Genomic DNA, 20,743 nt, shown 5'->3' with positions numbered 1-20,743 from the left:
TGGATCTCTCAACGAGTAAAGAAGGTGAGCAATATGTTTGATCTCAGTGGCAAGGTTGCCGTCGTCACGGCATCGACAAAAGGTATGGGTCTGGCGATTGCGCGAGCGCTGGGTTCGGCGGGCGCGAAGCTCGTCATCTCCGGGCGCAGCCAGGAGACGGCCGACGCCGTGGCGGCCCAGTTGCGTCAGGAAAGCGGCGTCGAAATCGTGCCGCTTGCATGTGATATTACGGACCCGGCGAGCGTGCAGCGTTTTGCGACCGATGCGCTCAACGCATTTGGACGTGTCGACGCTCTGGTGCTCAACGCGGCCGGCAATCCACCCGCGGGTTCGATGCTGGGTCAGACGGCCGAGGACTTCGAAAGGACGATGAGAGACGGCGTGCGAGGCAGCCTGGCGCTCGTTCTGGCGCTGGCGCCGCAGATGATCGAGCGAAAATATGGCTCGATCGTATTCATGTCGAGCCGCGCGGCCAAGCGTGGCACCGGCGTGCTCGGACTTTATGGCATGTCGAAAGCCGCCATTGACCAGATGGTTCGCAATCTGGCGATCGAACTCGGCCCGTCGAATATCAATGTCAACTCGATCAACCCGGGGGCGGTGCGCACCGACTTCTCCCGCATGCTGTGGGCGGACCCGGCACGCGAGAAGATGGTGGTTTCAACCATTCCGATGGGACGCATCGCCGAGCCGGAAGACGTGGCGGGTCTCGCGCTCCTGCTCGTCTCTAACGCTGGGCACTACATCAACGGCCAGAATATCAGCGTTGACGGCGGCAATACGGCTTAACGCTGCTCTCCTGACCGGGCGTTGCGCGCGCAACGGTGCGCAACGCTCAACAACCGCTGGAGCCGCATTTTCAGAATGCCACGCCAACTAAAATAAATTCTGAATGGCTTGAGCGAGAGCCCCTTAGTCGATGCTTTTCTCGCACTCGTGGATAACCCTGGGGACGCCTGATCTAGCCCGTCGCCATCCTTGACACTCGTCAGGTGGTGGCGTAATTTGTGTTAACGAACGGTCGTTCATTAAAGAGTTGCTGGGAGCGATGACCGGGGTGGTTGAGGTTGCTTATCAGCGGTGTCCGGGTTTTAGCGCAGGGACTCCATCGCCAGGGCTTTCGCAAGAAAGCGGCGGCTGGCGGCCAGAATCTCCTTGCGGGTTCGTTCGGACTCCACGGTGCGGGCGAGCATCAGCGCGCCCACGCATTGGGCGATGAGCGCCCATGCGGCGTCCGGGTCTCCCGTGCGGCCGCTCCAGCTTTTCTGGGTGCGTTTGAGTGCCCGTTCGACGGCCTCGCGAACTTCCGGCTCGGCACGTGAGATCTCCGCGCCGAGCGTTGGCAAGACACAGCCTTGTTCGGGGTGCAGGGCATGCGCGGAACTCAGGTAGCTGCGCAGGCAGCGTGCAACGTGGTCCTGCGGTGAAGACGCGTTGCCTGCCAGCATTTCCGTGCTCTTTTCGAGCTCTTCGGAGATCAGGGCTTCGAACAGTGCCTGCTTGGTAGGGAAGTGATTGTAGAAAGCGCTGCCCGTCAGTCCGATCGAGGACATCAGCGCGTCGATACCCGTTGTCGCGAAGCCGCCTTGCTTGGCAATCGCCCGGCTGCTGGCCATCAGTTTCTGGCGGGTTTCTTCCTTGTGAGTACTGGAATAGCGCATGGTCGAGTGTGCCCAGATTTTCGTTGACTGTTCTATTTGCCCAGCATAGCGGGCCGTGGCTCGCGGTTCAAGCCTGACGTCGTCAGTCGATGAGGATCCAGGCACCGTACCAGGGTTATCGACGACTAGGCCGAAGCAGGCTTGCGGCCTATAAATGAACGGTCGTTAATTAATAGGAGATGAAAGTGGAAAGTGAGACGATGAAACCCCGTCCCGCAGCGCTGGTGATTGGTGCGGGCGATGCGACAGGAGGCGCGATTGCACGGCGTTTCGCGCGCGAAGGCATGGTTGCGTGTGTCGTCCGACGGCAAGCGGACAAGCTCGAACCCTTGATCAAGCAGATCGAAGCCGAAGGCGGCGTAGCGGTCGGGTTTGGCTCCGATGCGCGCAAGGAAGAAGACGTCATGGAAGTGGTCTCGCGCATCGAGCGGGAGATCGGGCCAATCGAGGTGATGGTGTTCAACATTGGCGCGAACGTGCCATGCAGCATCCTCGAGGAAACCGCGCGCAAGTACTTCAAGATCTGGGAGATGGCCTGTTTCAGCGGGTTTTTGTACGGACGCGAAGTAGCCAGACGTATGGTCACGCGCGGACGTGGCACGATCATTTTCACGGGCGCGACGGCCGCTGTGCGAGGAGCCGCGAATTTCGCGGCGTTCGCGGGAGCAAAGCATGCCTTGCGCGCGCTCGCTCAGAGCATGGCGCGCGAGTTGGGCTCGAAGAACGTTCATGTTGCGCATATCGTGGTCGATGGCGCGATCGACACCGACTTCATTCGTGAAAATTTCCCGGAGCGTTACGCAACGAAGAGCGACGACGGCATCCTCAATCCCGAGCATATCGCTGACAACTATTGGTTGCTTCACCAACAGCCCCGCGACGCATGGACGCATGAAATGGATCTGCGTCCCTGGCGCGAGACGTGGTGAGAGGAAAGATAAGGTATGCGAAGCAAAACGACGATCGACTCAACGGAATAACTATGCCGAAACAGATTGATTTTTACTTCGACTTTGGCAGTCCCACGGCTTACCTTGCGTGGACCCAATTGCCGAGGATTGCCGCCGAATACGAGGCGGCGCTCGTGATGAAACCCGTTCTACTCGGTGCGATTCACAAGGCAACCAACAACATGTCGCCCGCGATGATCCCGGCGAAGGGCGCATGGATGCAGCAGGATCTTGCCCGGTTCGCGAGGAGTTACGGTGTGCGTTACCAGCACAATCCGTTTTTCCCGATCAACACGCTCACGCTCATGCGCGGCGCGACCGGCACGCAGATGCGCGACAGCGCATTGTTTGAGCGCTACGTCGAGGTCATTTTCCGCGCGATGTGGGAGACGCCGCAGAATCTCGGCGACATGGAAACACTGCAATCCGTGCTGCGAGCCGGCGACATCGACCCGCAACTCATCGTCCAGATCGTCCAGGACCCGGAGGTGAAGGAAAAGCTGAAAGCCGATACGGATGCGGCCATCGCGCGAGGGTTGTTCGGAGCGCCCACCATGTTTGTCGGCGACGAAATGTTCTTCGGTCAGGATCGGATGACCTTTATTCGCGACGCGCTACAGCTGGACTAACTGTCAATTCAATAACACGGCATCCAGGAGACGGAAAGCATGAAACGGATATGGCATCGGCAGTATCAGGAGGGCGTTCCGCTTGAAGTCGACATTGACGGCTACACGTCGATGGTCGATTTTCTGGATCGCGCCAGTCGCACGCATCCGCATGAAACGGCGATGGTCTGCCTGGGTGTCGAGTTGACCTATTCGGAACTGGACATCCTCAGCCGGGCTTTCGCCAGTTATCTGCTGAATGTCGAGGGCCTGCTGCCTGGCGATCGCGTTGCGGTCATGCTGCCGAACTTGCTGCACTATCCTGTCGTGGTCTATGGGGCGCTTCGCGCGGGGCTCGCACTCGTCAATCTGAACCCGCACTATACGGCGCGCGAAGTGCTTTTCAACCTCCAGGATAGCGGTGCGAGCCTGGTCGTGGCCTGCGAGGCTTCGCTGGGGGTCATTCCGGACCATCTCGACGGCAAGCCTTGCAAGGTTGTCACGGCGACGGCCGAGGACATGCAGTCGTTTTCGAAGCTTGCCGCGTTGGGCGAGGTGCATGACGAAGAGGCGCCGTCAGCCTCGCAAGAGGGGCGAGGGCATCGGTTCAACGACGCGCTCGCGCTCGGGGCCGCGCATGCATTCGTCGAGCCCGTCGTGACGCCGGACACTATTGCGTTCCTTCAGTACACCGGAGGAACGACGGGCAAACTCAAGGCGGCCGTGCTAACCCATCGCAACATCATCGCGAATCTCCAGATCATGTGCGACTGGTTTCGAAGCGGCTTCGAAACCGGTGATGAATGCATCGTGACGGTTTTGCCCATTTATCACATCATGGGGCTGTCAGTCGGCTGCTTTTTCTCGGTCGCCATGATCCGCAAAAACGTGTTCCTGCCGAACCCGCGCGACCTTCAGCATTTTGTCGCCGAATACCGCGCTCATCGCTTTACTTTCCTCCTCGGCGTGAACACCTTGTTCAATGCGCTGCTGGAATACGCGCCGTTTTGCAGCCAGAACCCGCATACCTTGCGGCAGAGCGTCGGCGCGGGCGCGCAGGTGGAGCAAGCCGTTGCCCGGCGCTGGGCCAGCTTGACCGGGTGTCCACTTCTGGCGGCGTATGGTTTGACGGAAGCCTCGCCCTCGGTGTGCGCGATGCCGCTTCACATAGCGGGTCACGCGGATACGGTCGGCGTACCGTTTTCTTCGACCGATATTGTGTTGCTGGACGAGGAGGGCAACGAAGTCGAGTCGGGGCAAGCGGGCGAGATTGCCGTCAGAGGGCCGCAGGTGATGCGCGGTTACTGGAATTGTCCAGAGGAAACCGCGGCTGCATTTACGACCGACGGATATCTGCGCACGGGCGATATCGGCGTGGTGGATCAGGATGGATTCGTCAAGATCGTCGACCGCAAGAAGGATGTCGTGCTGGTGTCGGGATTCAACGTTTATCCGAACGAGATCGAGGCCATTGTCTGCGGGCACGACAAGGTTATCGAATGCGCATGCATCGGTGTGCCTGACGAAAAAACGGGCGAGGCGCTCAAGGTGTTTGTCGTCGCCCGGGATCGAGGCCTCACCGGCGAGACGCTAGAACGCCATGCGCGCGAACACCTCACCGCCTACAAGGTGCCCCGGCAGTTTGAGTTTGTCGAGGCCTTGCCGAAGTCACCCGTTGGGAAAATCTTGCGGCGAGCCTTGCGCAGCTGAGGACTCGCCATCGCTCCCGACGCTACGCAAGCGCGAGTCCCACGAACTGCGTGACGCGTGCATTCGCATCGCCATAGCGGTGCGCGATGTAAAGCGTCGTCGCGCGCGCGACCTCGGGCTGAATGGGCCGAGCCAGGCGGGCACGACGTTGTTTCCCTGCTTGCCCGCGGGGCTCGTGCTGGCCAGCAATGTTGCGTCGCGCTCTGCTTGAGCGTCAATCCCTTCGTTCGAACGCAGGCGAGTGTGGACATAGCGTGGACATGACGCGCATCGGCATGCGCAACATTCCTGCGATGCCGATAAGGATTCTAGAACTCGTTCGTTGTGCTCGATGAATCCCCCTCGTATAACTGCAGGCTGTTCTTGCCGTCATTCAGGGGATTCACTTGAGCACTCTCGATATCGAGCCCGCTGTTTCAGCGCCCATTCGCTCCGCGAGCGACGTCTCGCGCCTGATCAACACCAGCGCCTCCCGGGCGAGCCACGCACGCGTGATCGTGCTGCTCGCGCTCGGTGGCGTGTTTCTCGACGCGTACGACCTGACGACGCTGTCCTATGGCATCCAGGACGTCGTGCGCGAATTCAATCTGACGCCTACGCTCACGGGCTTGGTCACGTCGTCGATCATGTTCGGCACGATTCTGGGCAGTCTCGTCGGCGGCTGGTTTACCGACCGCATCGGCCGCTATCAGGTCTTCATGGCCGACATGATCTTCTTCGTGGTCGCGGCGATCGCAGCCGGCCTCGCCCCCAACGTGTGGGTCCTGATTGCCGCGCGTTTCGTCATGGGACTGGGCGTGGGGATCGACTTGCCGGTTGCGATGGCGTTTCTCTCCGAATTCTCGAAGTTTCATGGCAGCAGCAACAAGGCATCACGGCTCGCCGCGTGGTGCCCGATGTGGTACGCCGCGTCCTCAGTCTGCTTCCTGATTGTGTTCGGCCTGTATTTCCTGCTGCCGCAGGAGCATGCGGGCTGGTTGTGGCGCGCCTCGCTGATTTTCGGCGCGGTGCCGGCGCTCATCATCATCGCGGTGCGTAGCCGCTTCATGAACGAATCGCCGCTGTGGGCCGCGAATCAGGGCAAGCTCGATGACGCCGTGCGCATCCTGCGCGAGTCGTACGGTATCCACGCCCATAAAGCCGATGCGCCGCCCGCGCAGATTCAGCAACCGCCTGTGAGTTTTCGCGTGCTGTTTCAACGGCCTTATCTGGCCCGCACGATTGTCGCGAGCGTGATGAACCTGTGCATACCGTTCGAGTACACGGCCATCGCTTTCTTCCTGCCGACGATCCTTTCGCAGTTCCTGGGCGCCGGTGTGTTCGAGACCATTTCGGCTTCGCTCGCGCTCAACTTGCTGTTTGCGCTCACGGGCGGCCTGCTCGGCATGCGCCTCGCCCATACGCGGCCGTCGCGTCATGTCGCGCTTGCGGGCTTCGCGTTGCAGACCGTTGCGCTCGTTACGCTCGCGCTGCTGGGTCATCCGCAGACGGCGCTGGGTATCGGCATCGCACTTGCGGGGCTTGGCGCGTGGCTCTTCGCCGAAGGGTTCGGTCCCGGCGCGCAAATGATGATTTACCCGGCCCTGTCGTATCCGACTTCGATCCGCGGCACGGGGCTTGGCTTTGGGCGCGCATTGACGGGTATCGGCAGTGCAGTCGCGCTCTTCGTGCTGCCGATCCTGAACGCGAAACTCGGCACGGACATGTTCTGGGTCGTGGCGCTGGCGGCGGTCATTCCCATCGCTTTTCTCGCGCTCGTGAAGTACGAGCCGACCGAACACGACATCGACGACGAAGAGTCGCTCCTGCGAGACCGCGCGGAAAAGGCCGTTCAATGAGTGGTTGCGCGATAGACCGGCGCTTGGCCAGGAGAGCGTGGCGTGCGGGGCGTGAGTCGTGAGTGAACACGCTGCAAGTCTGGAACTGGATGAACTCGACAGCCATCATGCGCGCCCCGTGCTGGGCATCTGTGTGGCGATGGGTTTTACCACGCTGCTCGACCAGACGATCTTCGGCATGGCGTTGCCCCGTCTGCGCGATAGCCTGCATGCGTCGCCCGGGCAACTGCAATGGATCGTTGCCATCTATTCGATTGCATTCGGCATTGCGCTCGTGCCGGCCGGGCGACTGGGCGATCTCATCGGGCGGCGGCGCTTGTTTCTGATCGGTTTGTCGATGTTCAGCGGGTTCAGTCTTGTCGGCGGGCTGGCCCAGAATGCGCCGGTGGTCATCGTCGCGCGGCTGCTGCAAGGTGTGGGTGCGGGGATGATCAACACGCAGGTGCTCGGCCTGATCCAGGACCTTTTTCGCGGGTCCAGTCAGGCGCGGGCGCTCGGGCGTTACGCCAGCGCCGGTGGATTGGCGGGGCTGGCCGGGCCGGTGCTGGGCGGCCTGATTCTCGCGTTGACGCCCGACGATCTCGGCTGGCGTCTCATGTTTCTCGTCAACGTTCCATTTGGCGTCGTCATTTTCTATCTCGTATGGCGTCATTTGCCGCGCCGCCGGTCATCCGGCGAGCGCTTCTCTCTGGATGCCGTGGGACTGCTCCTGCTGAGCGCGGTGACGCTTTTTTCGATGCTCGCCACGCTGGCGGATGCCGACGCGCGCGTGCCCGCCCGAACGTATCTCGTGGCCGCGCTGGCCGGGGCCTGGCTGTTCGTGCTCTGGGAGCGACGCTATCAGCGCCGGGGCGGCTCGCCCATTCTGGGCGCGGGGCTGACCGGCTCGCCGGGCTATGTGCTGGGCACGCTCGTCGCGATGTTCCAGTTTGCCGGCGGCACCACCTTCGGCATGGTCGCGACGCTGTTCTTTCTGGACGGTTTGAAGACCGGGCCGTTGTGGTTCGCCCTGCTGTCGATTGCACCCGCCGTCGGCATGATGGTGTCGTCGGCGCGAAGCTGGCGCTTTGGCTCGCGGTTTGGGCGTGCGGGCGTGGTTGTGGCCATCGCGGCGTATATGGCGACGCTGGTGTTGCTCGGCATAGGCGTCTTGTGGCTGCCGGTGGCCGGAATAGGGCTGCTGTATCCGTTGCTCGGCCTCGTGCTGGGGGCGCTGGGCGGGCTGATCCACGCGCCGAATCAGGCCATGACGCTCGCAGAAGCCGGCGCGGGCGAGGGTCGGGGAACGGCCGCTGGCTTCTTCCAGCTATCGCAGCGACTGGCCTCGTCGGTGGGCATGTCCTGGGGCGTCGGTCTGTTTGCTGGCGCGGCGGGCGCTCACAGCGGCTTGCTTGCCTGGCGCCACGCATTCGCGGAGGCCCTCGTGCTGGTATTGGGGCTACTGAGCGCAGCGCTGGTTGCGGCGTTGAGTGACGGGATCCGCAGGCGACGTGTGATCGACACTTCCACGCCCAGCGCGAGTCGGGTCTGATCCGCAATCGGGAAAGATGATCGCGCTGCTAAGGATTCAAGAAATGCTTGTTTGGCCGACGCGAGCTTGCTGACTAGATTTGACGATACGAAATACTGCGAGGAAATCGTCATGTCGAATCCAGTCGCCTTCCGATTCTGGGGTTTGTTCAAGCGCGAAAGCGCTTTCGCGCCCGATCACGTTGAATTCGACGATGAACATCCGTCTGCCGATGGGCAGGCCGAGCGTGCCGCGCTATACGCGCGTTATGGCTATTTCAACTTGAGCTTCACGCCGCTGCTCTTTCCGTTCGTGCCTGAAATCCCGCTGGAATAGGCGCGCGATCCCGTCGCGTTAGCAGCGCGAAATTATTGCGCGCGCTCGGCGCGTCCCGCGCTCCAGCGATAAACCCACCATCCGGCGATCATCGAAGGCAGGAAGTAGAGCGCTTCGATATCCGGATGCGCGAGCAACGCGATGGCGGGGCCGGGGCAGTACCCCGCCGCGCCCCAGCCAATCCCGAAGATCGCTGCCCCCGCAACCAGTCTGAAATCGATGGCCGTGGCGGTCGGCAGCGCAAAGCGGCTGTCCAGCATGGGCCTTTTGCGTCGCAGGATGAAATGAAACGCGAGGGTCGAGAGCGTCACCGCACCGCCGAGCACGAACAGCAGACTGCCGTCCCACGCTCCGCTCACGTCGAGAAAGCCGAGCACCTTCTGCGGGCGCGTCATACCCGAGAGCGCGAGGCCGCCGCCGAACAACAGGCCGCATGCAAAGCTTGTCAGCAGTTTCAAGGCGTTCATTGCAGTCCGAGTACGTGGCGCACGAAGAAGGTCGTGACGATGGCGGTGGCGAGGAAGATAGCGGTCGCGACCGCTGATCGGCGCGAGAAGCGGGCGAGGCCGCATACGCCGTGTCCGCTCGTGCAGCCATGCGCGAGCGCGGTGCCATAGCCGGTCGCGAGGCCCGCGAAAATGAGCAGGGCAGGCGGGAAGCCCACGCGCGCCTGCGGCGCGAGATCGGCATGGCCGAACCTGGCGGCGAGCGCGTAGCAGGCCGCTGCGCCCGCGATCAGGCCGAGCAGGAACGCAGCCCGCCACGCGGACTCGCGGCGCTCGCCCCAGATCAGTTGACGCGCGATGCCGCTGATGCCGGCGATCCTGCCGTTGAGCCAGAGCAGCAGGGAGGCCGAGAGGCCGATCAGCAAGCCGCCGGCGAGGGCGCTATAGGGAGTCAGGTGCGTCATGAGGCGAAGGTTCGGATGCGAGAGTGCAGCGCTCAAGGGCGCGGCACGCCGCAGCGTCTAGAACGCCTTGCCAATCGACAGGCCCACGACGTCCTCGGACAGATGCACATTGGCGTTGCCGCCCCCGAATGCTGCGGGAACCGGGTTGACGCCGTCAACCGCTTTCTTCAACGCGTGGTTGTAGCGGAAACCGGTCTCGGCTGCGGTCGTCCACGTCGCGTCTTCTCTACCTGCCCCATTTATGTTTCCCGAGCGTTCGATGGTTTGTGAACGCCTAATGGTTCCGCGGTTCTCGTCCGGGTACGCAGTACGCGATTGCATCAAAGCCGGATGCTCATTTAATTAGCAGTTTTTGTTGGTTGGAACCGGAGTAGATAAATCGCATAGTGGACTCCTGCCGTCTATAGACGGCGACGTGAAGCGAGGCAGCGGCCAGGCCGCCGTCTCGAGAACATGGAGACAGCTATGACGGTCGAGATTCTGGAAAAACCGCTGCACGCCGATCTGGCGGTGGCTCACGAGGCGGCGCAGGCGGCTGGTCTGAGTTATGCCGGCAGCGTGACGCCGCGCCAGGCTTGGAGCCTGCATCAAGCGGGCGAGGCAGTGCTGGTGGATGTTCGGACTGCTGAGGAATATCGCTTTGTCGGTCACGTGCCGGATACCTTGCACGTCGCCTGGGCGACGGGCACGAGCCTCACGCGCAATCCGCGCTTCGTGCGCGAACTGGAGGCCAAAGCGGGCAAGCATGCGATGGTCCTGCTGCTGTGCCGCAGCGGCAATCGGTCGGCGCAGGCTGCCGAGGCCGCGGCCAAAGCGGGTTTTACGCACGTTTTCAATGTGAGCGAGGGCTTCGAGGGCGATCTCGATGCGACAGGCCAGCGCGGCCAGCAGAACGGCTGGCGCTTTCATGGCCTGCCGTGGGTCCAGGACTAACGCCTGAACTGATCCCTCAACCGAAGTACCGCTGCGGATAACGCGCCACGCAAGGTGGCGCGAACCGCGCTTGTTTTACTTGTCATACGGGGAGTAACGAGCGTGACTGTTTTTCGTGTAGCGGAAATCGTGGAAGCGTTGCAGACGGTGCGCCAGCAATGGCGCGAGGTGCAGCGGCGCTCGCTGGAGCCGGGCGGCCGGGAGCTTCCGGCGCGTGAAGCGCTCGCCGATGTCGTCGATACGCTCAAGGGCGTGCTGTTTCCGATGCGGCTCGGGCCGCCCGAGCTTCGTCAGGAGAGCGAAAACTTCTACGTGGGCCATGCGCTCGACGCGGGGCTGCATCAGTTGCTCGCGCAGGCGCGGCTCGAATTGCGCTATCGCGCTCGCCGCGACGAACCCGATCGGGACGAAATTGACCGCCGTGCGGAAGCGGCCGTGCATGCCTTCGCACAGCGTCTGCCAGCGATCCGCGTGCTGCTCGATAGCGACGTGCTGGCGGCCTTCGACGGCGATCCGGCGGCGGGCAGCGTGGACGAAGTCCTGCTCTGCTACCCGGGCGTGCTCGCGATGATCCATCATCGTTTCGCGCACGAGTTGTATCGGCTTGGCCTACCGCTACTCGCACGGATCATCTCGGAGCTGGCGCACGCGGCCACGGGCATCGATATCCATCCGGGCGCGCAGATCGGCCGCGCCTTCTTCATCGACCACGGCACCGGCGTGGTGATCGGCGAGACGGCCGTGATCGGCGAGCGCGTACGGGTCTATCAGGCGGTCACGCTCGGCGCGAAACGATTCCCGCGCGATGCGGCGGGCAAGCTGGAAAAAGGACTGGCGCGCCATCCCATTGTCGAAGACGACGTGGTGATCTATGCGGGCGCAACCATCCTCGGACGTGTCACGCTGGGTCGGGGCGCGGTGATTGGCGGCAATGTGTGGCTCACTGAAAGCGTGCCGCCGGGACAACACGTCACGCAGGCGATCTCGCGTCACGAGACACGCCAGGCGGTGCCCGCACAGACTGCGCAGTCCAGGGCGTCGGGGCAACCCGTCGCGAGCGTGGCGCCGTGAGCGCAATCGTGCAGGATTTCGGCGTGACCGTGCGGCGCTTGCGCGAGTCGCGCGCGTGGTCGCAGGAGCGTCTGGCCGAGCATGCGGGGCTGAACCGCACCTATGTCGGCGAGATCGAACGGGGCACGGTGATCGCGTCCATCGTCACGCTCGACAAACTCGCTCAGGCGTTGGGCATGAGTGCGGCCGACCTGCTAGGCGCGCTCGTGGTCGCCCCGCCTCACGTACGCGCCCAGCCAATTGTCACGGCCTGGCGATAAATCAGCACGCGCCTCGCCTCTTGCTCGTCGAGCGTTAGCTCAAAGAAGCCGCGCGCCGTATCGTCGTTGTCCTTGTCGCTTCCGTTGATCCGCTATTGCAGCTGTTCTCGCGCTGTCTTTTCCGCAGCGCGCCAGGCGTGCGCGCGTTGCACGAACGGCATGAACGGTTGGTGTCTATAGCAGGTTGAGCGGGCTAGCCAGGGGCTTCGATAATCTCCGCGCGTCATAAGCAAAGCTGTTTTTGTTCTTAAGCAACCGGAGTCTTTATCCATGTCCACGAATTTGAACGGCCCGACCGCACTCGGCGATAACGCCGCGCGGCAATTGGCGAATGCCACCAAGACCGTCCCCCAGCTGTCCACCATCACGCCGCGCTGGCTGACCCATTTGCTGCAATGGGTGCCGGTTGAAGCCGGTATCTATCGTTTGAACCGCGTGAAAGATCCAGAAGCGGTGCGTGCGACCTGCACCGCGCGCGAGGACGAAGCCACGCTGCCCACGACCTTCGTGCCTTACGAAGAAAATCCGCGCGAGTATTTCCTCAATGCCGTGAGCACCGTGCTCGACGTGCATACGCGCATTTCCGATCTGTATAGCAGTCCGCACGATCAGATCAAGGAACAGCTGCGCCTCACGATCGAAACGATCAAGGAATTGCAGGAGAGCCAGCTGATCAACAATCCCGACTACGGCCTGCTGGCCAATGTCGAGGAAGAGCAGCGCCTGTTTCCGCTCAACGGCGCGCCGACGCCCGACGATCTGGACGAACTGCTCACCAAGGTCTGGAAAGAGCCGGCGTTTTTCCTCACACACCCGCTCGGCATTGCCGCGTTCGCGCGCGAATGCACGCGCCGTGGCGTGCCGCCGCCCACGGTCAGCCTGTTCGGCTCGCAGTTCATCACCTGGCGCGGCATTCCGCTGATTCCATCCGACAAGGTGCCGGTCGCCGACGGCAAGACCAAGATCCTGCTGCTGCGCGTAGGCGACAAGCGGCAAGGCGTGGTGGGTCTCTATCAGCCGGGCGTCGCGGGCGAGCAGGGACCAGGACTCTCGGTGCGCTTCATGGGGATCAACAATCAGGCGATCGCGTCGTATCTGATCTCGCTGTATTGCTCGCTCGCCGTGCATTCGCCGGACGCGCTCGCGGTTCTCGATGAAGTGGAAATCGGCAAGTACCATGACTATGCAGACACCTATCGGTAATCCGGGCAGCGCAGCGTCCGGCGTGCCGCCGGCGGTGTTGCCAGGCGGTTTGCCCGATCCGGCGCAACTCGCACGGCTCGCCAACGCGTTTTTCAACGCGCCGCCGGGTGGCGTCGCCGCGCCGCCGCTGGCCGCGCCGCCGCCGGCCGCCCCGGAAGTCGCGGCCGGCAGCGGTGCGGTCGGCGGCCTGCCGAGCGCGTTGCCCGCCGCTGCGCCCGCACTGGCGTCGCTGAGCAATCCGGCGCCGCCGGGCTCGCCGCTGGCGGGGCCTGGTGGAACGGGCACGGGCGTGCCGGGACTTTCGCTGCCGCAAGGCCGTGTGCCTGGGGCCAATCTGTTGCCGGGTTCGCCTACGCATGTGCTGTCGCTCGGCAACCGCGCGCCGGCGCTGGCTCCGCATGCCGTCGCGCAAAACGGCTTGCCGGATCAGGCCGTGTCGGTGCTGCCCGCGCTCGAACCGCGTGCCGGTGGCGCGCTGCTGGGCGTGCCGCAGCAAAGCGGGGCTAACGTGCCGTCCGCGTCCGGCGCGTCGCCGTTCTATTTTCTCGACGACGCGTTGCGCGCGGGTTCCCCCGCCGCCGCCCATGCCGACACGCGTTACGATGCGCCCGCGCTGCAAGCCGATCCGCGTGCGTTCGGACTGCCCACGCAAGACGATCTGCGCGATCTGTTGCCTTTGTACCGAAACGGTTTCAACAACGCTTCGGATGCCTCACGATCGTCGGGCAGGCACTACGTGCTCGACGAAGCGCGCGCTGCCGCCCATCCGCGCGAGCAGGCGCGCACGTCGGCGTTTTCCGCCGTGCGCGCACCGTTCGATATCGATGCCGTGCGGCGCGACTTCCCGATCCTTTCGGAGCGCGTGAACGGCCGCCCGCTCGTCTGGCTCGACAACGCGGCGACCACGCACAAGCCGCGTGCCGTGATCGAGCGGCTCGCGTACTTCTACGAGCACGAGAACTCGAATATCCATCGCGCGGCGCATACGCTGGCGGGGCGCGCGACCGATGCCTACGAGCACGCGCGCGAGACCGTGCAGCGCTTCATCGGCGCGGCTTCGCCCGATGAAATCGTGTTCGTGCGCGGCACGACCGAAGCGATCAATCTGATTGCGAAGTCGTGGGGCGAGGAGAACGTGGGCCCGGGTGACGAGATCGTGTTTTCGCACCTCGAACATCACGCCAATATCGTGCCGTGGCAGCAACTCGCCGCGCGTAAGGGCGCGACGCTGCGCGTGATTCCCGTCGACGAAACCGGTCAGGTGCAACTCGACGAATGCCGCAAGCTCTTTAACGAGCGTACGAAGATCGCGGCGGTCACGCAGGTCTCGAATGCGCTCGGCACGGTCGTGCCCGTCGCGCAGATCGTGCAGATGGCGCACGCCGTGGGCGCGAAGGCGCTGGTGGACGGCGCGCAGTCGATCTCGCATCTACGCGTGGACGTGCGCGCGCTGGACGCGGACTTCTTCGTGTTCTCCGGCCACAAGATCTATGGTCCGACGGGCATCGGCGTGGTCTATGGCAAGAAGGAAGTGCTCGAAGCGATGCCGCCGTGGCAGGGCGGCGGCAACATGATCGCCGACGTCACGTTCGAGCGCACCGTGTTCCAGCCGCCACCCGCGCGCTTCGAGGCGGGCACGGGCAACATCGCCGACGCGGTGGGGCTGGGCGCCGCGCTCGACTACGTCACGCGCATCGGCATTGAAAACATCGCGCGCTACGAGCACGATCTGCTTGCCTATGCGACAAGCGTGCTGGCGCCGGTGCCGGGCGTGCGCCTCGTCGGGACGGCCAGCGAGAAGGCGAGTGTGCTGTCCTTCGTGTTGCGCGGCTATCAGACCGAGGAAGTGGGGCGCGCGCTGAGCGAAGAGGGCATCGCGGTGCGTTCGGGCCATCACTGCGCCCAGCCGATCCTGCGCCGCTTCGGGCTGGAGGCGACGGTGCGCCCGTCGCTGGCGTTCTACAACACCTGCGACGAGGTGGATGCGCTGGTGTCGGTGGTACGGCGGCTGGCGGCAAGACGGGCCTGACCAGGCCTCAAACGAGGCGGCGCGACGCGAAAGCGTTGCGCCGCTTCTTCATTCAGAATCCGCGATTGAGCCATCCATAGGCATGAATCGTCGATGTGCCAAGCGGCGTGGCGACGGCGGCGCTGATGTTGCCGGGCATCGGCAGATCGATGACCTTGAAGGCGTTGTCGGTGTCGTCGTCGCGCAGCAGCGACATGGCGCCGATTCGTTGCGTGCACAATGTTTCCACGCAGTCCACCGGTTGCGCGAGCAGTTGCGAAGCGCAGGCGGCGCGCGCGCTGGCGAGATTGCGTTCGGCGCTCACACGCGCCGCGCCCGGCATCAGGGTTTCGAGGCCGAAAGCGTCGGCGCTCATGCCGAGCGTGATCCAGATGCCCGCAAACGCGATGCGTATCGACAGCGGCATCGCGCAGTCGGGCTCGTGCAGCACGGGCTGGCCGTGTGGGTCGTCCGCAATCGCGAGCGACTGGGGCGGCTTGCCGAGTGCATCGGCAAGTATGCGGCGCAGCGACACGCGGGCAATCGCGTAACGCTTCGCGAACGAGGGATTGCGATAGAGCCTTAGGCGCGCCATTTCCTGGCGGGAGAGCCAGATCGCCGCTTCTTCGTGACTCAGATAATCCCAGCTCGCGCCGAAGCGCCAGATCATGAGTTCGCCACTGCGCGGCAGCGCATTGCCCGCGCGCGTGTGCAGGCCCGCGCGATGCGGAATGAACTCGATACCCGGCGTTCCATAAATCGGGTGTGCCGGCTGGAAGCCGCGTGCGGCTCCCGCATGCGCCTGGTCTCGCATGCATCCTCCTTGTCCATGACGTTGCGTCGCTTGCTGCCCGACGCGCAAACGTATGCCTCACGGCGCACGCTGCGCGCCGCAGCGGCGCGATGCTTATCGTTGTGTTGATGCTGCCGTTTCAGCGGCTTCGTTCGATCGTGCCGATGCGTCTTTTTCCGCCGGGCCGAACCATTCGCGCACGTGGCCGGCGCTCGGCGCGCGGGTCTTTTCGCTGACGCGCGTGGGCGGCGTGCCCACGAACAGGAAGCCGAGCATGCGTTCGTGTTCCGCGAAGCCGAGCGCATCGTGCACGCGTGCGTCGTAGCTGTCCGCGCCCGTGGCCCAGAATCCGCCATAGCCGAGCGCGTGAATCGCGTTGAGCATGTTCATCGTGGCGGCGCCCAGTGCGAGTACCTGCTCGACTTCGGGAATCCCTTCGCGGTCCGAAACAGCGGCTGCGAGCGCGATCACGAGCGGCGCGGCAAAGGCCCGCTGGCGACGATGCGCGTGCGCCTCGCGCGGCGAGTCCGGCGTGCGCGAAGCGGCGATATCGACGAGCACGTCGCCGAGCGCGCCGCGCGCTTCGCCACGCACGATCACGAAACGCCACGGTCGCAGCTTGCCGTGATCGGGCGCGCGCATCGCGGCGTCGAAGATCAGGTCGAGTTCGGCGTCGCTCGGAGCCGGTTCGGCGAGCGGCCAGTGCGACTGGCGCGAGAGCAGCATGTCTAGCGCGGCGTGGGTGCGTCCATCGGTGCGCTCATCGGTGCGCGAGGCGGGCAAAGCCGCGAGCGTTGAAGTCGTCATGAAAATGCAAGGCTAAGAAGAGGATTTATATGATGGCGAATTCTCGTCGTAATTGCAAATGATTCGCATTTAAATATATGGTTACCCGATCTTGAACTACACTTCGGCATTGGTCCGCAGCGCCCGCCTGGCGGGGCTCGCGCGGATTCAGACAGGGGACTCCAGAGGTATGATTTTGACTTATGCGAAACGGATTGAAGCGGCGGGGCGTTGGCCTGACGATGTGGAACTTTGGCGCGTCGACTGCGCACCGGCGCTGGCGCAAGGGCTCGACCGCGACGCACTTCGCGATCTCGACGAAACGGAGCGCGAACGCGCGCAGCGCTTCCTGCGCGAGGAGGACCGCGTGCGCTTCGTGCTCGCGCGCGCGACGCTGCGTCAGTTGCTGGCCGAGCGGCTAGGCACGCCGGCGCATGCCCTGCGCTTCGGCGCTTCCGGGCATGGACGCCCTGAACTTCAAGGGCAGGCGGGGGCGCCCGCGTTCAATGTCTCGCACAGTGGCCCGCATGCGTTGGTGGCGCTCTCGTGCGAGCGCGAGGTGGGTGTCGACGTCGAATTGCTGACGCAAGGTCTCGAATGGCGCGCGCTCGGCCGCGTCGCCTGCACCGCGGCCGAGCGCGATACCCTGGAGTGCGTGCTTCCCGCGCAACGCGCGCGCGCATTCATGCGCATCTGGACCGCCAAGGAAGCGCTGCTCAAGGCGGTGGGCGTCGGCATTGCCGAACACCTGCAGGCTTTCTCGATCGACCCGCGTGAGGAGGGCGGTGCCGCGAGCGTATCGGGACTGCACGCACAGCCGCATGGACCTTCGGTCGCGTGCATCGAGACGCTGCGCTTTCATTGGCTCGACGAATTGCCCGGCGCGCAGGCGTGCCTCGCATGGTCGCCCGCCGGGCGATAAGCCGTATTCAACCGCCTTCGACAGGCTTCGTTCCACATTGAGCCCGCTGGTTGATCAAACGATCGGCCGGCTAATCAGGAAAATAGTACGGATTACGAATGATTGAGTAAGGAAAAAATTGCCGCTCAAGTTTGAATTATGCGTTTTGCAATTCAGTTACGAATGCAAGGCGCGTCGTGCGCGCGGAGGGTAATGGCAATGTGTGACATGCGCCAGAAAGCCCCTTCTGCAATCAGTTTTAAATTAGCTTTCAACGTTTCGGGCGCCACAGCGCGATGGCACGCCCAAGTCGTTGACTGCACGAGGGAAGCGCGCGAATGCCGCGAACGCCTCTCACCTCCCTGTCTCCCAGTCAGGTTGACACACGAAAAGTCACCGACTATCGTAGAAAAAGTAATAAGAATGATTAGCGTTTACATTTGTATTTGTTGATCGATGTCGATGCAACGATGTGCGTCGATTCATCGATCCGTCAATTCAAGCCAAGGAGGGCAGCAATGAGCTGGGGCGAAGAGAACGTCATGTTCAACGTCGTGGTGAACCACGAAGAGCAGTATTCGATCTGGCCGGAGTACAAGGCGCTGCCGGAAGGCTGGCGCGCGGCTGGAAAGACGGGTACGCGCGAAGCGTGCCTCGCGCATATCGAGTCCATCTGGACCGACATGCGCCCGCTGAGCCTGCGCCAGGCGATGGCCGCTCAAGCCGCCCAAGGCTGACATGTACGCGCGGCACGCTGGCGCGGCGCTCACCTTGTACTGCCTGCCCTACGCGGGCGGCAATGCGTCGACTTATCGCGGCTGGGGCGAGGCGCTCGGGCCCTGGGTCGACTGCGTGCCGCTCGATCTGCCGGGCCACGGCCGTCTGCGCGCGAAGCCCGCGCACAGCGCGTGGCCGGCGCTGATCGAAGCGCTGCTCGACGAGATTGGCACGTTGCCCGCGCGGCCGTTCGCCTTGTTTGGGCACAGCATGGGCGCGCTGGTGGCGCTGGAACTGGCGCATGCGTTGCGCGAGCGTCATGGGCGCGAGCCGCTCTGGCTGGGCGCCTCTGCCTGCGTTGCGCCGCGCGAGCGCGAACTGGACACTGGGCGTGAGACACACTGGCTCGATTGCAGCCCGGCGGAGATGGTGACCGAGTTGCGCCGCCTGGGCGGGACGCCCGACGAACTGCTCGCCGACGCCGAATTTCTCGATCTGGCGCTACCCGCGCTGCGCGCCGATTTCCATCTGTGCGCAAGCCAGGTGCGGCGCGCGCGAGCGCGCTCGATATGTTTGAGCTGCCCGATCTGGGCTTTTGGCGGCGTAGATGATCCGGTGTCCGAACGAAATGACAACCTGTCGGCGTGGTGTCACGAAACGACCGGAGAATTTCATCGTCGCATGCTCGAAGGTGGGCACTTCTTCGTCGAAACGATGCGCGCGCAACTGATTAGCAAGATCGCTACCGCTTTGCAACCGCTCATGCCGCACGCATGCGCCGCGCCACCGCGTGGCGCGCCCGTCGTTGCCGGTTAAAGCCGCTCGCGCCCTGCGCGCACGTGTTCCGTTTTATCCCTTTCGATTCGTCCGATCTTGCCGGCCCATCGGCACAAGGAGCTTTTCTTCATGACGCAGCGTTATCCCGCTCTATTCGATTTCGACGCCTTTGCCGGGCAAAGCGAAGCCTATGTCGCGATCATCAAGCAGTTTGCCGCCGCGCAGGCGTTTCGTAGCGCCACCGTCGATGAACTCGTGCTCGACGACGATTTTCATCGCCGTCCGCTGCGCCCGGAGGATTTCGAGTTCCTTAAGTTCATGAAGCCCGTGCGCAGCGACAATGTGAGCCGCCTGCCATCGCTCGCGTCGAATCGCACGCTGCTGTCGATTTACGAGCTCGATGTCACACGTGCGCCGCGCAGCGCCGATGCCGCCGACTGGGCGCGCTTCACCGACTTCTATCGCGACGACGTGCGCACGCTCGGCGCGCAGCTCACGCCATTTCTCGAAGCCTATGCGTTCTCGTATCTCGGCGATCAGGCGACAGGCGACGAAGGCGACGAGGCTATCGCGCAGCGTCTCGCACACGTCTTCGATCATGAAAGCACCTTTTGGAGTGAAACGTTTGCGCGCCTCATGCGCAACGACTACCTCGAAGAAGGGCTGCGCTTCATTGCGATCCAGCGCTGGGCGCTCGCGCCTTCGCGCCGTCACGCGATCGATCGCGCGGCGGCGGGCGGCCGCTTTGACGGATTGCCCGACAATGCGCGTCCGGTCGTGGATGGAAACGATCAGGATCACCAATTGATCAGCCGCGTGGCGCAGCATGTGGGCGTGACGCGGCAGCAGCATGCGTACTGGCAGTTTTATCTGCCCACCAGCATGGCGAAAACCAACTTGCTGCTCGCGCTCGCGCGCCGCCCCGATCGCGCCTTCGCGCTCGCGGGCGCAGCCTTCGCGGCCGAGGCCGAATGGCTGGCGTTCGTCGGTGCGCTCGAGCGTGCATGCGCGCATTTGCGCGGGCCGCAGCGCGCGGGCGGCGATATTGCTGCGCGCCGCGCGGATCTGGATGCGCGCATGCGCCGCGCCTTGCACGCCGTCGGCGAGCAGTATGGCGCGGCGGCGCGTGCGCAGTTCGTGAAGGGCCTGGCGGCCGCCGATCATCTGGCGGAGCGCGCACGCTGGGATCTGGGCGAGCAACTCAAATGGCTATCGGCGATTCCGCGTTTCTGCGATTTCGCACGCCGCATCAGCGCGCGCATCGACGTGGAATGTCCCGACATCGACCGCGAGACCTTTATCGAGCCGCACGAAATGTGCTCGACCACGCATGTCCACAACGACCATCGACTCGTGACGATCCAGGAAGGCGAGATGCTGTTCTGGGGCAATCTCGGCATGCAGTTGCAGATGTTCGAAGGCGACATGGTGCTAATTCCCGACGGCCGTCTGCACGGCTCGACGGTGACCTCGGGCGAGTGCACCTACCACCAGCCGATCATTCCCGACGACTGGGTGCGGGCGCTCATGCTGGAACTCGAAGCGCCGCAGGCCGAACGCGCCGCCGCCTGAGGCGCGCGCCAGAGCCGCCGCAACACCATGCAACACCACGCGGTGCCGTGTGCGCCGCGTGCTCCGTTCTCCAGACACCTCTTCAGAAGGTGCGGACTCTCCCCACACAAAAATCATGACCTGCCTGATGCGTGGCGGGCAGCGTGCGCTGCCGCCGCCGTGGGTCGCCGCGCGCGCACGCCTTGGCCGGGCGGGTGCG

21 protein-coding genes are annotated in these 20,743 nt (G+C 63.7%); 16 read left to right on the top strand and 5 right to left on the bottom strand.

The annotated features are described in order from the left end of the window. Positions 1-33: 33 nt before the first annotated feature. On the top strand, positions 34-789 hold the full coding sequence (locus tag U5782_RS15845; protein ID WP_322044792.1) for an SDR family oxidoreductase: 756 nt from the start codon (positions 34-36) through the stop codon (positions 787-789). A gap of 302 nt (positions 790-1,091) precedes the next feature. On the opposite strand, the gene U5782_RS15840 is transcribed toward U5782_RS15845, so the two are convergent. Continuing rightward, on the bottom strand, positions 1,092-1,661 hold the full coding sequence (locus U5782_RS15840; RefSeq protein WP_322044791.1) for a TetR/AcrR family transcriptional regulator: 570 nt from the start codon (positions 1,659-1,661) through the stop codon (positions 1,092-1,094). Positions 1,662-1,861: 200 nt separating this feature from the next. On the opposite strand from U5782_RS15840, the gene U5782_RS15835 reads away from it, so the two are divergent. The 6 genes from U5782_RS15835 (at position 1,862) to U5782_RS15810 (ending at position 8,613) form a co-directional block, all read left to right on the top strand. Beyond that, positions 1,862-2,590, top strand: coding sequence for an SDR family oxidoreductase (locus U5782_RS15835; protein ID WP_322044790.1), 729 nt, complete (start codon positions 1,862-1,864; stop codon positions 2,588-2,590). A gap of 53 nt (positions 2,591-2,643) precedes the next feature. Further along, a complete protein-coding gene (locus tag U5782_RS15830) occupies positions 2,644-3,240 on the top strand; it encodes a 2-hydroxychromene-2-carboxylate isomerase (protein ID WP_322044789.1) in 597 nt (198 codons plus the stop codon). A 39-nt stretch (positions 3,241-3,279) separates the two neighbouring features. Next, positions 3,280-4,929 carry an AMP-binding protein gene (locus tag U5782_RS15825; RefSeq protein ID WP_322044788.1) on the top strand — a complete coding sequence of 550 codons (1,650 nt, stop codon included), beginning with the start codon at positions 3,280-3,282 and terminating at the stop codon, positions 4,927-4,929. A 386-nt stretch (positions 4,930-5,315) separates the two neighbouring features. After that, entirely contained in the window at positions 5,316-6,767 is a 1,452-nt protein-coding gene (locus U5782_RS15820; RefSeq protein WP_322044787.1) for an MFS transporter, read from the top strand. Between the two features lie 58 nt (positions 6,768-6,825). After that, positions 6,826-8,298 (top strand): MFS transporter, encoded by a 1,473-nt coding sequence (locus tag U5782_RS15815; RefSeq protein WP_322044786.1) that lies wholly within the window; start codon positions 6,826-6,828, stop codon positions 8,296-8,298. A 111-nt stretch (positions 8,299-8,409) separates the two neighbouring features. Beyond that, positions 8,410-8,613, top strand: a complete 204-nt coding sequence (locus tag U5782_RS15810) for a hypothetical protein (RefSeq protein WP_322044785.1) — start codon at positions 8,410-8,412, stop codon at positions 8,611-8,613. 32 nt (positions 8,614-8,645) lie between these two features. Here U5782_RS15810 and U5782_RS15805 read toward each other — a convergent pair whose 3' ends face one another. Both U5782_RS15805 and U5782_RS15800 read right to left on the bottom strand, forming a co-directional pair. Beyond that, the gene (locus U5782_RS15805) at positions 8,646-9,080 is read right to left on the bottom strand and encodes a DUF6691 family protein (protein WP_322044784.1); all 435 of its coding nucleotides are present in this window, start codon (positions 9,078-9,080) and stop codon (positions 8,646-8,648) included. Beyond that, a complete protein-coding gene (locus U5782_RS15800) occupies positions 9,077-9,523 on the bottom strand; it encodes a YeeE/YedE family protein (RefSeq protein WP_322044783.1) in 447 nt (148 codons plus the stop codon). The genes U5782_RS15805 and U5782_RS15800 overlap by 4 nt, the downstream gene beginning before the upstream one ends. A gap of 465 nt (positions 9,524-9,988) precedes the next feature. Between U5782_RS15800 and U5782_RS15795 the strand changes: the two genes are divergently transcribed. From U5782_RS15795 to U5782_RS15775, 5 genes are all read left to right on the top strand, one after another. Continuing rightward, positions 9,989-10,456, top strand: a complete 468-nt coding sequence (locus U5782_RS15795) for a rhodanese-like domain-containing protein (protein WP_322044782.1) — start codon at positions 9,989-9,991, stop codon at positions 10,454-10,456. A gap of 102 nt (positions 10,457-10,558) precedes the next feature. Then, positions 10,559-11,527 carry a serine O-acetyltransferase EpsC gene (epsC, locus tag U5782_RS15790; RefSeq protein ID WP_322044781.1) on the top strand — a complete coding sequence of 323 codons (969 nt, stop codon included), beginning with the start codon at positions 10,559-10,561 and terminating at the stop codon, positions 11,525-11,527. Further along, positions 11,524-11,787: a helix-turn-helix transcriptional regulator gene (locus U5782_RS15785; RefSeq protein ID WP_322044780.1), complete on the top strand. Its 264-nt coding sequence runs from the start codon at positions 11,524-11,526 to the stop codon at positions 11,785-11,787. Before epsC ends, U5782_RS15785 begins: the two co-directional genes overlap by 4 nt. A 270-nt stretch (positions 11,788-12,057) precedes the next feature. Next, the gene (locus tag U5782_RS15780; protein WP_322044779.1) at positions 12,058-12,990 is read left to right on the top strand and encodes a family 2A encapsulin nanocompartment shell protein; all 933 of its coding nucleotides are present in this window, start codon (positions 12,058-12,060) and stop codon (positions 12,988-12,990) included. Continuing rightward, complete coding sequence (locus U5782_RS15775; protein ID WP_322044778.1) at positions 12,965-15,019, top strand: family 2A encapsulin nanocompartment cargo protein cysteine desulfurase; 2,055 nt, start codon at positions 12,965-12,967, stop codon at positions 15,017-15,019. Before U5782_RS15780 ends, U5782_RS15775 begins: the two co-directional genes overlap by 26 nt. Positions 15,020-15,071: 52 nt before the next feature. Here U5782_RS15775 and U5782_RS15770 read toward each other — a convergent pair whose 3' ends face one another. Together U5782_RS15770 and U5782_RS15765 are read right to left on the bottom strand one after the other, a co-directional pair. Further along, positions 15,072-15,812, bottom strand: coding sequence for a hypothetical protein (locus U5782_RS15770; protein ID WP_322044777.1), 741 nt, complete (start codon positions 15,810-15,812; stop codon positions 15,072-15,074). A 93-nt stretch (positions 15,813-15,905) separates the two neighbouring features. Then, on the bottom strand, positions 15,906-16,598 hold the full coding sequence (locus tag U5782_RS15765; protein WP_415914332.1) for a nitroreductase: 693 nt from the start codon (positions 16,596-16,598) through the stop codon (positions 15,906-15,908). Positions 16,599-16,767: 169 nt separating this feature from the next. On the opposite strand from U5782_RS15765, the gene U5782_RS15760 reads away from it, so the two are divergent. From U5782_RS15760 to U5782_RS15745, 4 genes are all read left to right on the top strand, one after another. Next, entirely contained in the window at positions 16,768-17,499 is a 732-nt protein-coding gene (locus U5782_RS15760; protein WP_322044776.1) for a 4'-phosphopantetheinyl transferase family protein, read from the top strand. Between the two features lie 497 nt (positions 17,500-17,996). Then, the gene (locus U5782_RS15755; RefSeq protein WP_322044775.1) at positions 17,997-18,215 is read left to right on the top strand and encodes an MbtH family protein; all 219 of its coding nucleotides are present in this window, start codon (positions 17,997-17,999) and stop codon (positions 18,213-18,215) included. A 1-nt stretch (position 18,216) separates the two neighbouring features. Further along, on the top strand, positions 18,217-19,011 hold the full coding sequence (locus U5782_RS15750) for a thioesterase II family protein (RefSeq protein ID WP_322044774.1): 795 nt from the start codon (positions 18,217-18,219) through the stop codon (positions 19,009-19,011). 90 nt (positions 19,012-19,101) lie between these two features. Next, positions 19,102-20,544: a peptide synthetase gene (locus U5782_RS15745; protein ID WP_322044773.1), complete on the top strand. Its 1,443-nt coding sequence runs from the start codon at positions 19,102-19,104 to the stop codon at positions 20,542-20,544. Positions 20,545-20,743: the final 199 nt, after the last annotated feature.

Origin of the sequence: Paraburkholderia sp. J67, from assembly GCF_905220265.1 — a bacterium.
Classification (GTDB): domain Bacteria; phylum Pseudomonadota; class Gammaproteobacteria; order Burkholderiales; family Burkholderiaceae; genus Paraburkholderia.
Note: the sequence above shows the minus strand (reverse complement) of the source record. Positions and strands in the feature narration are given on the sequence as shown.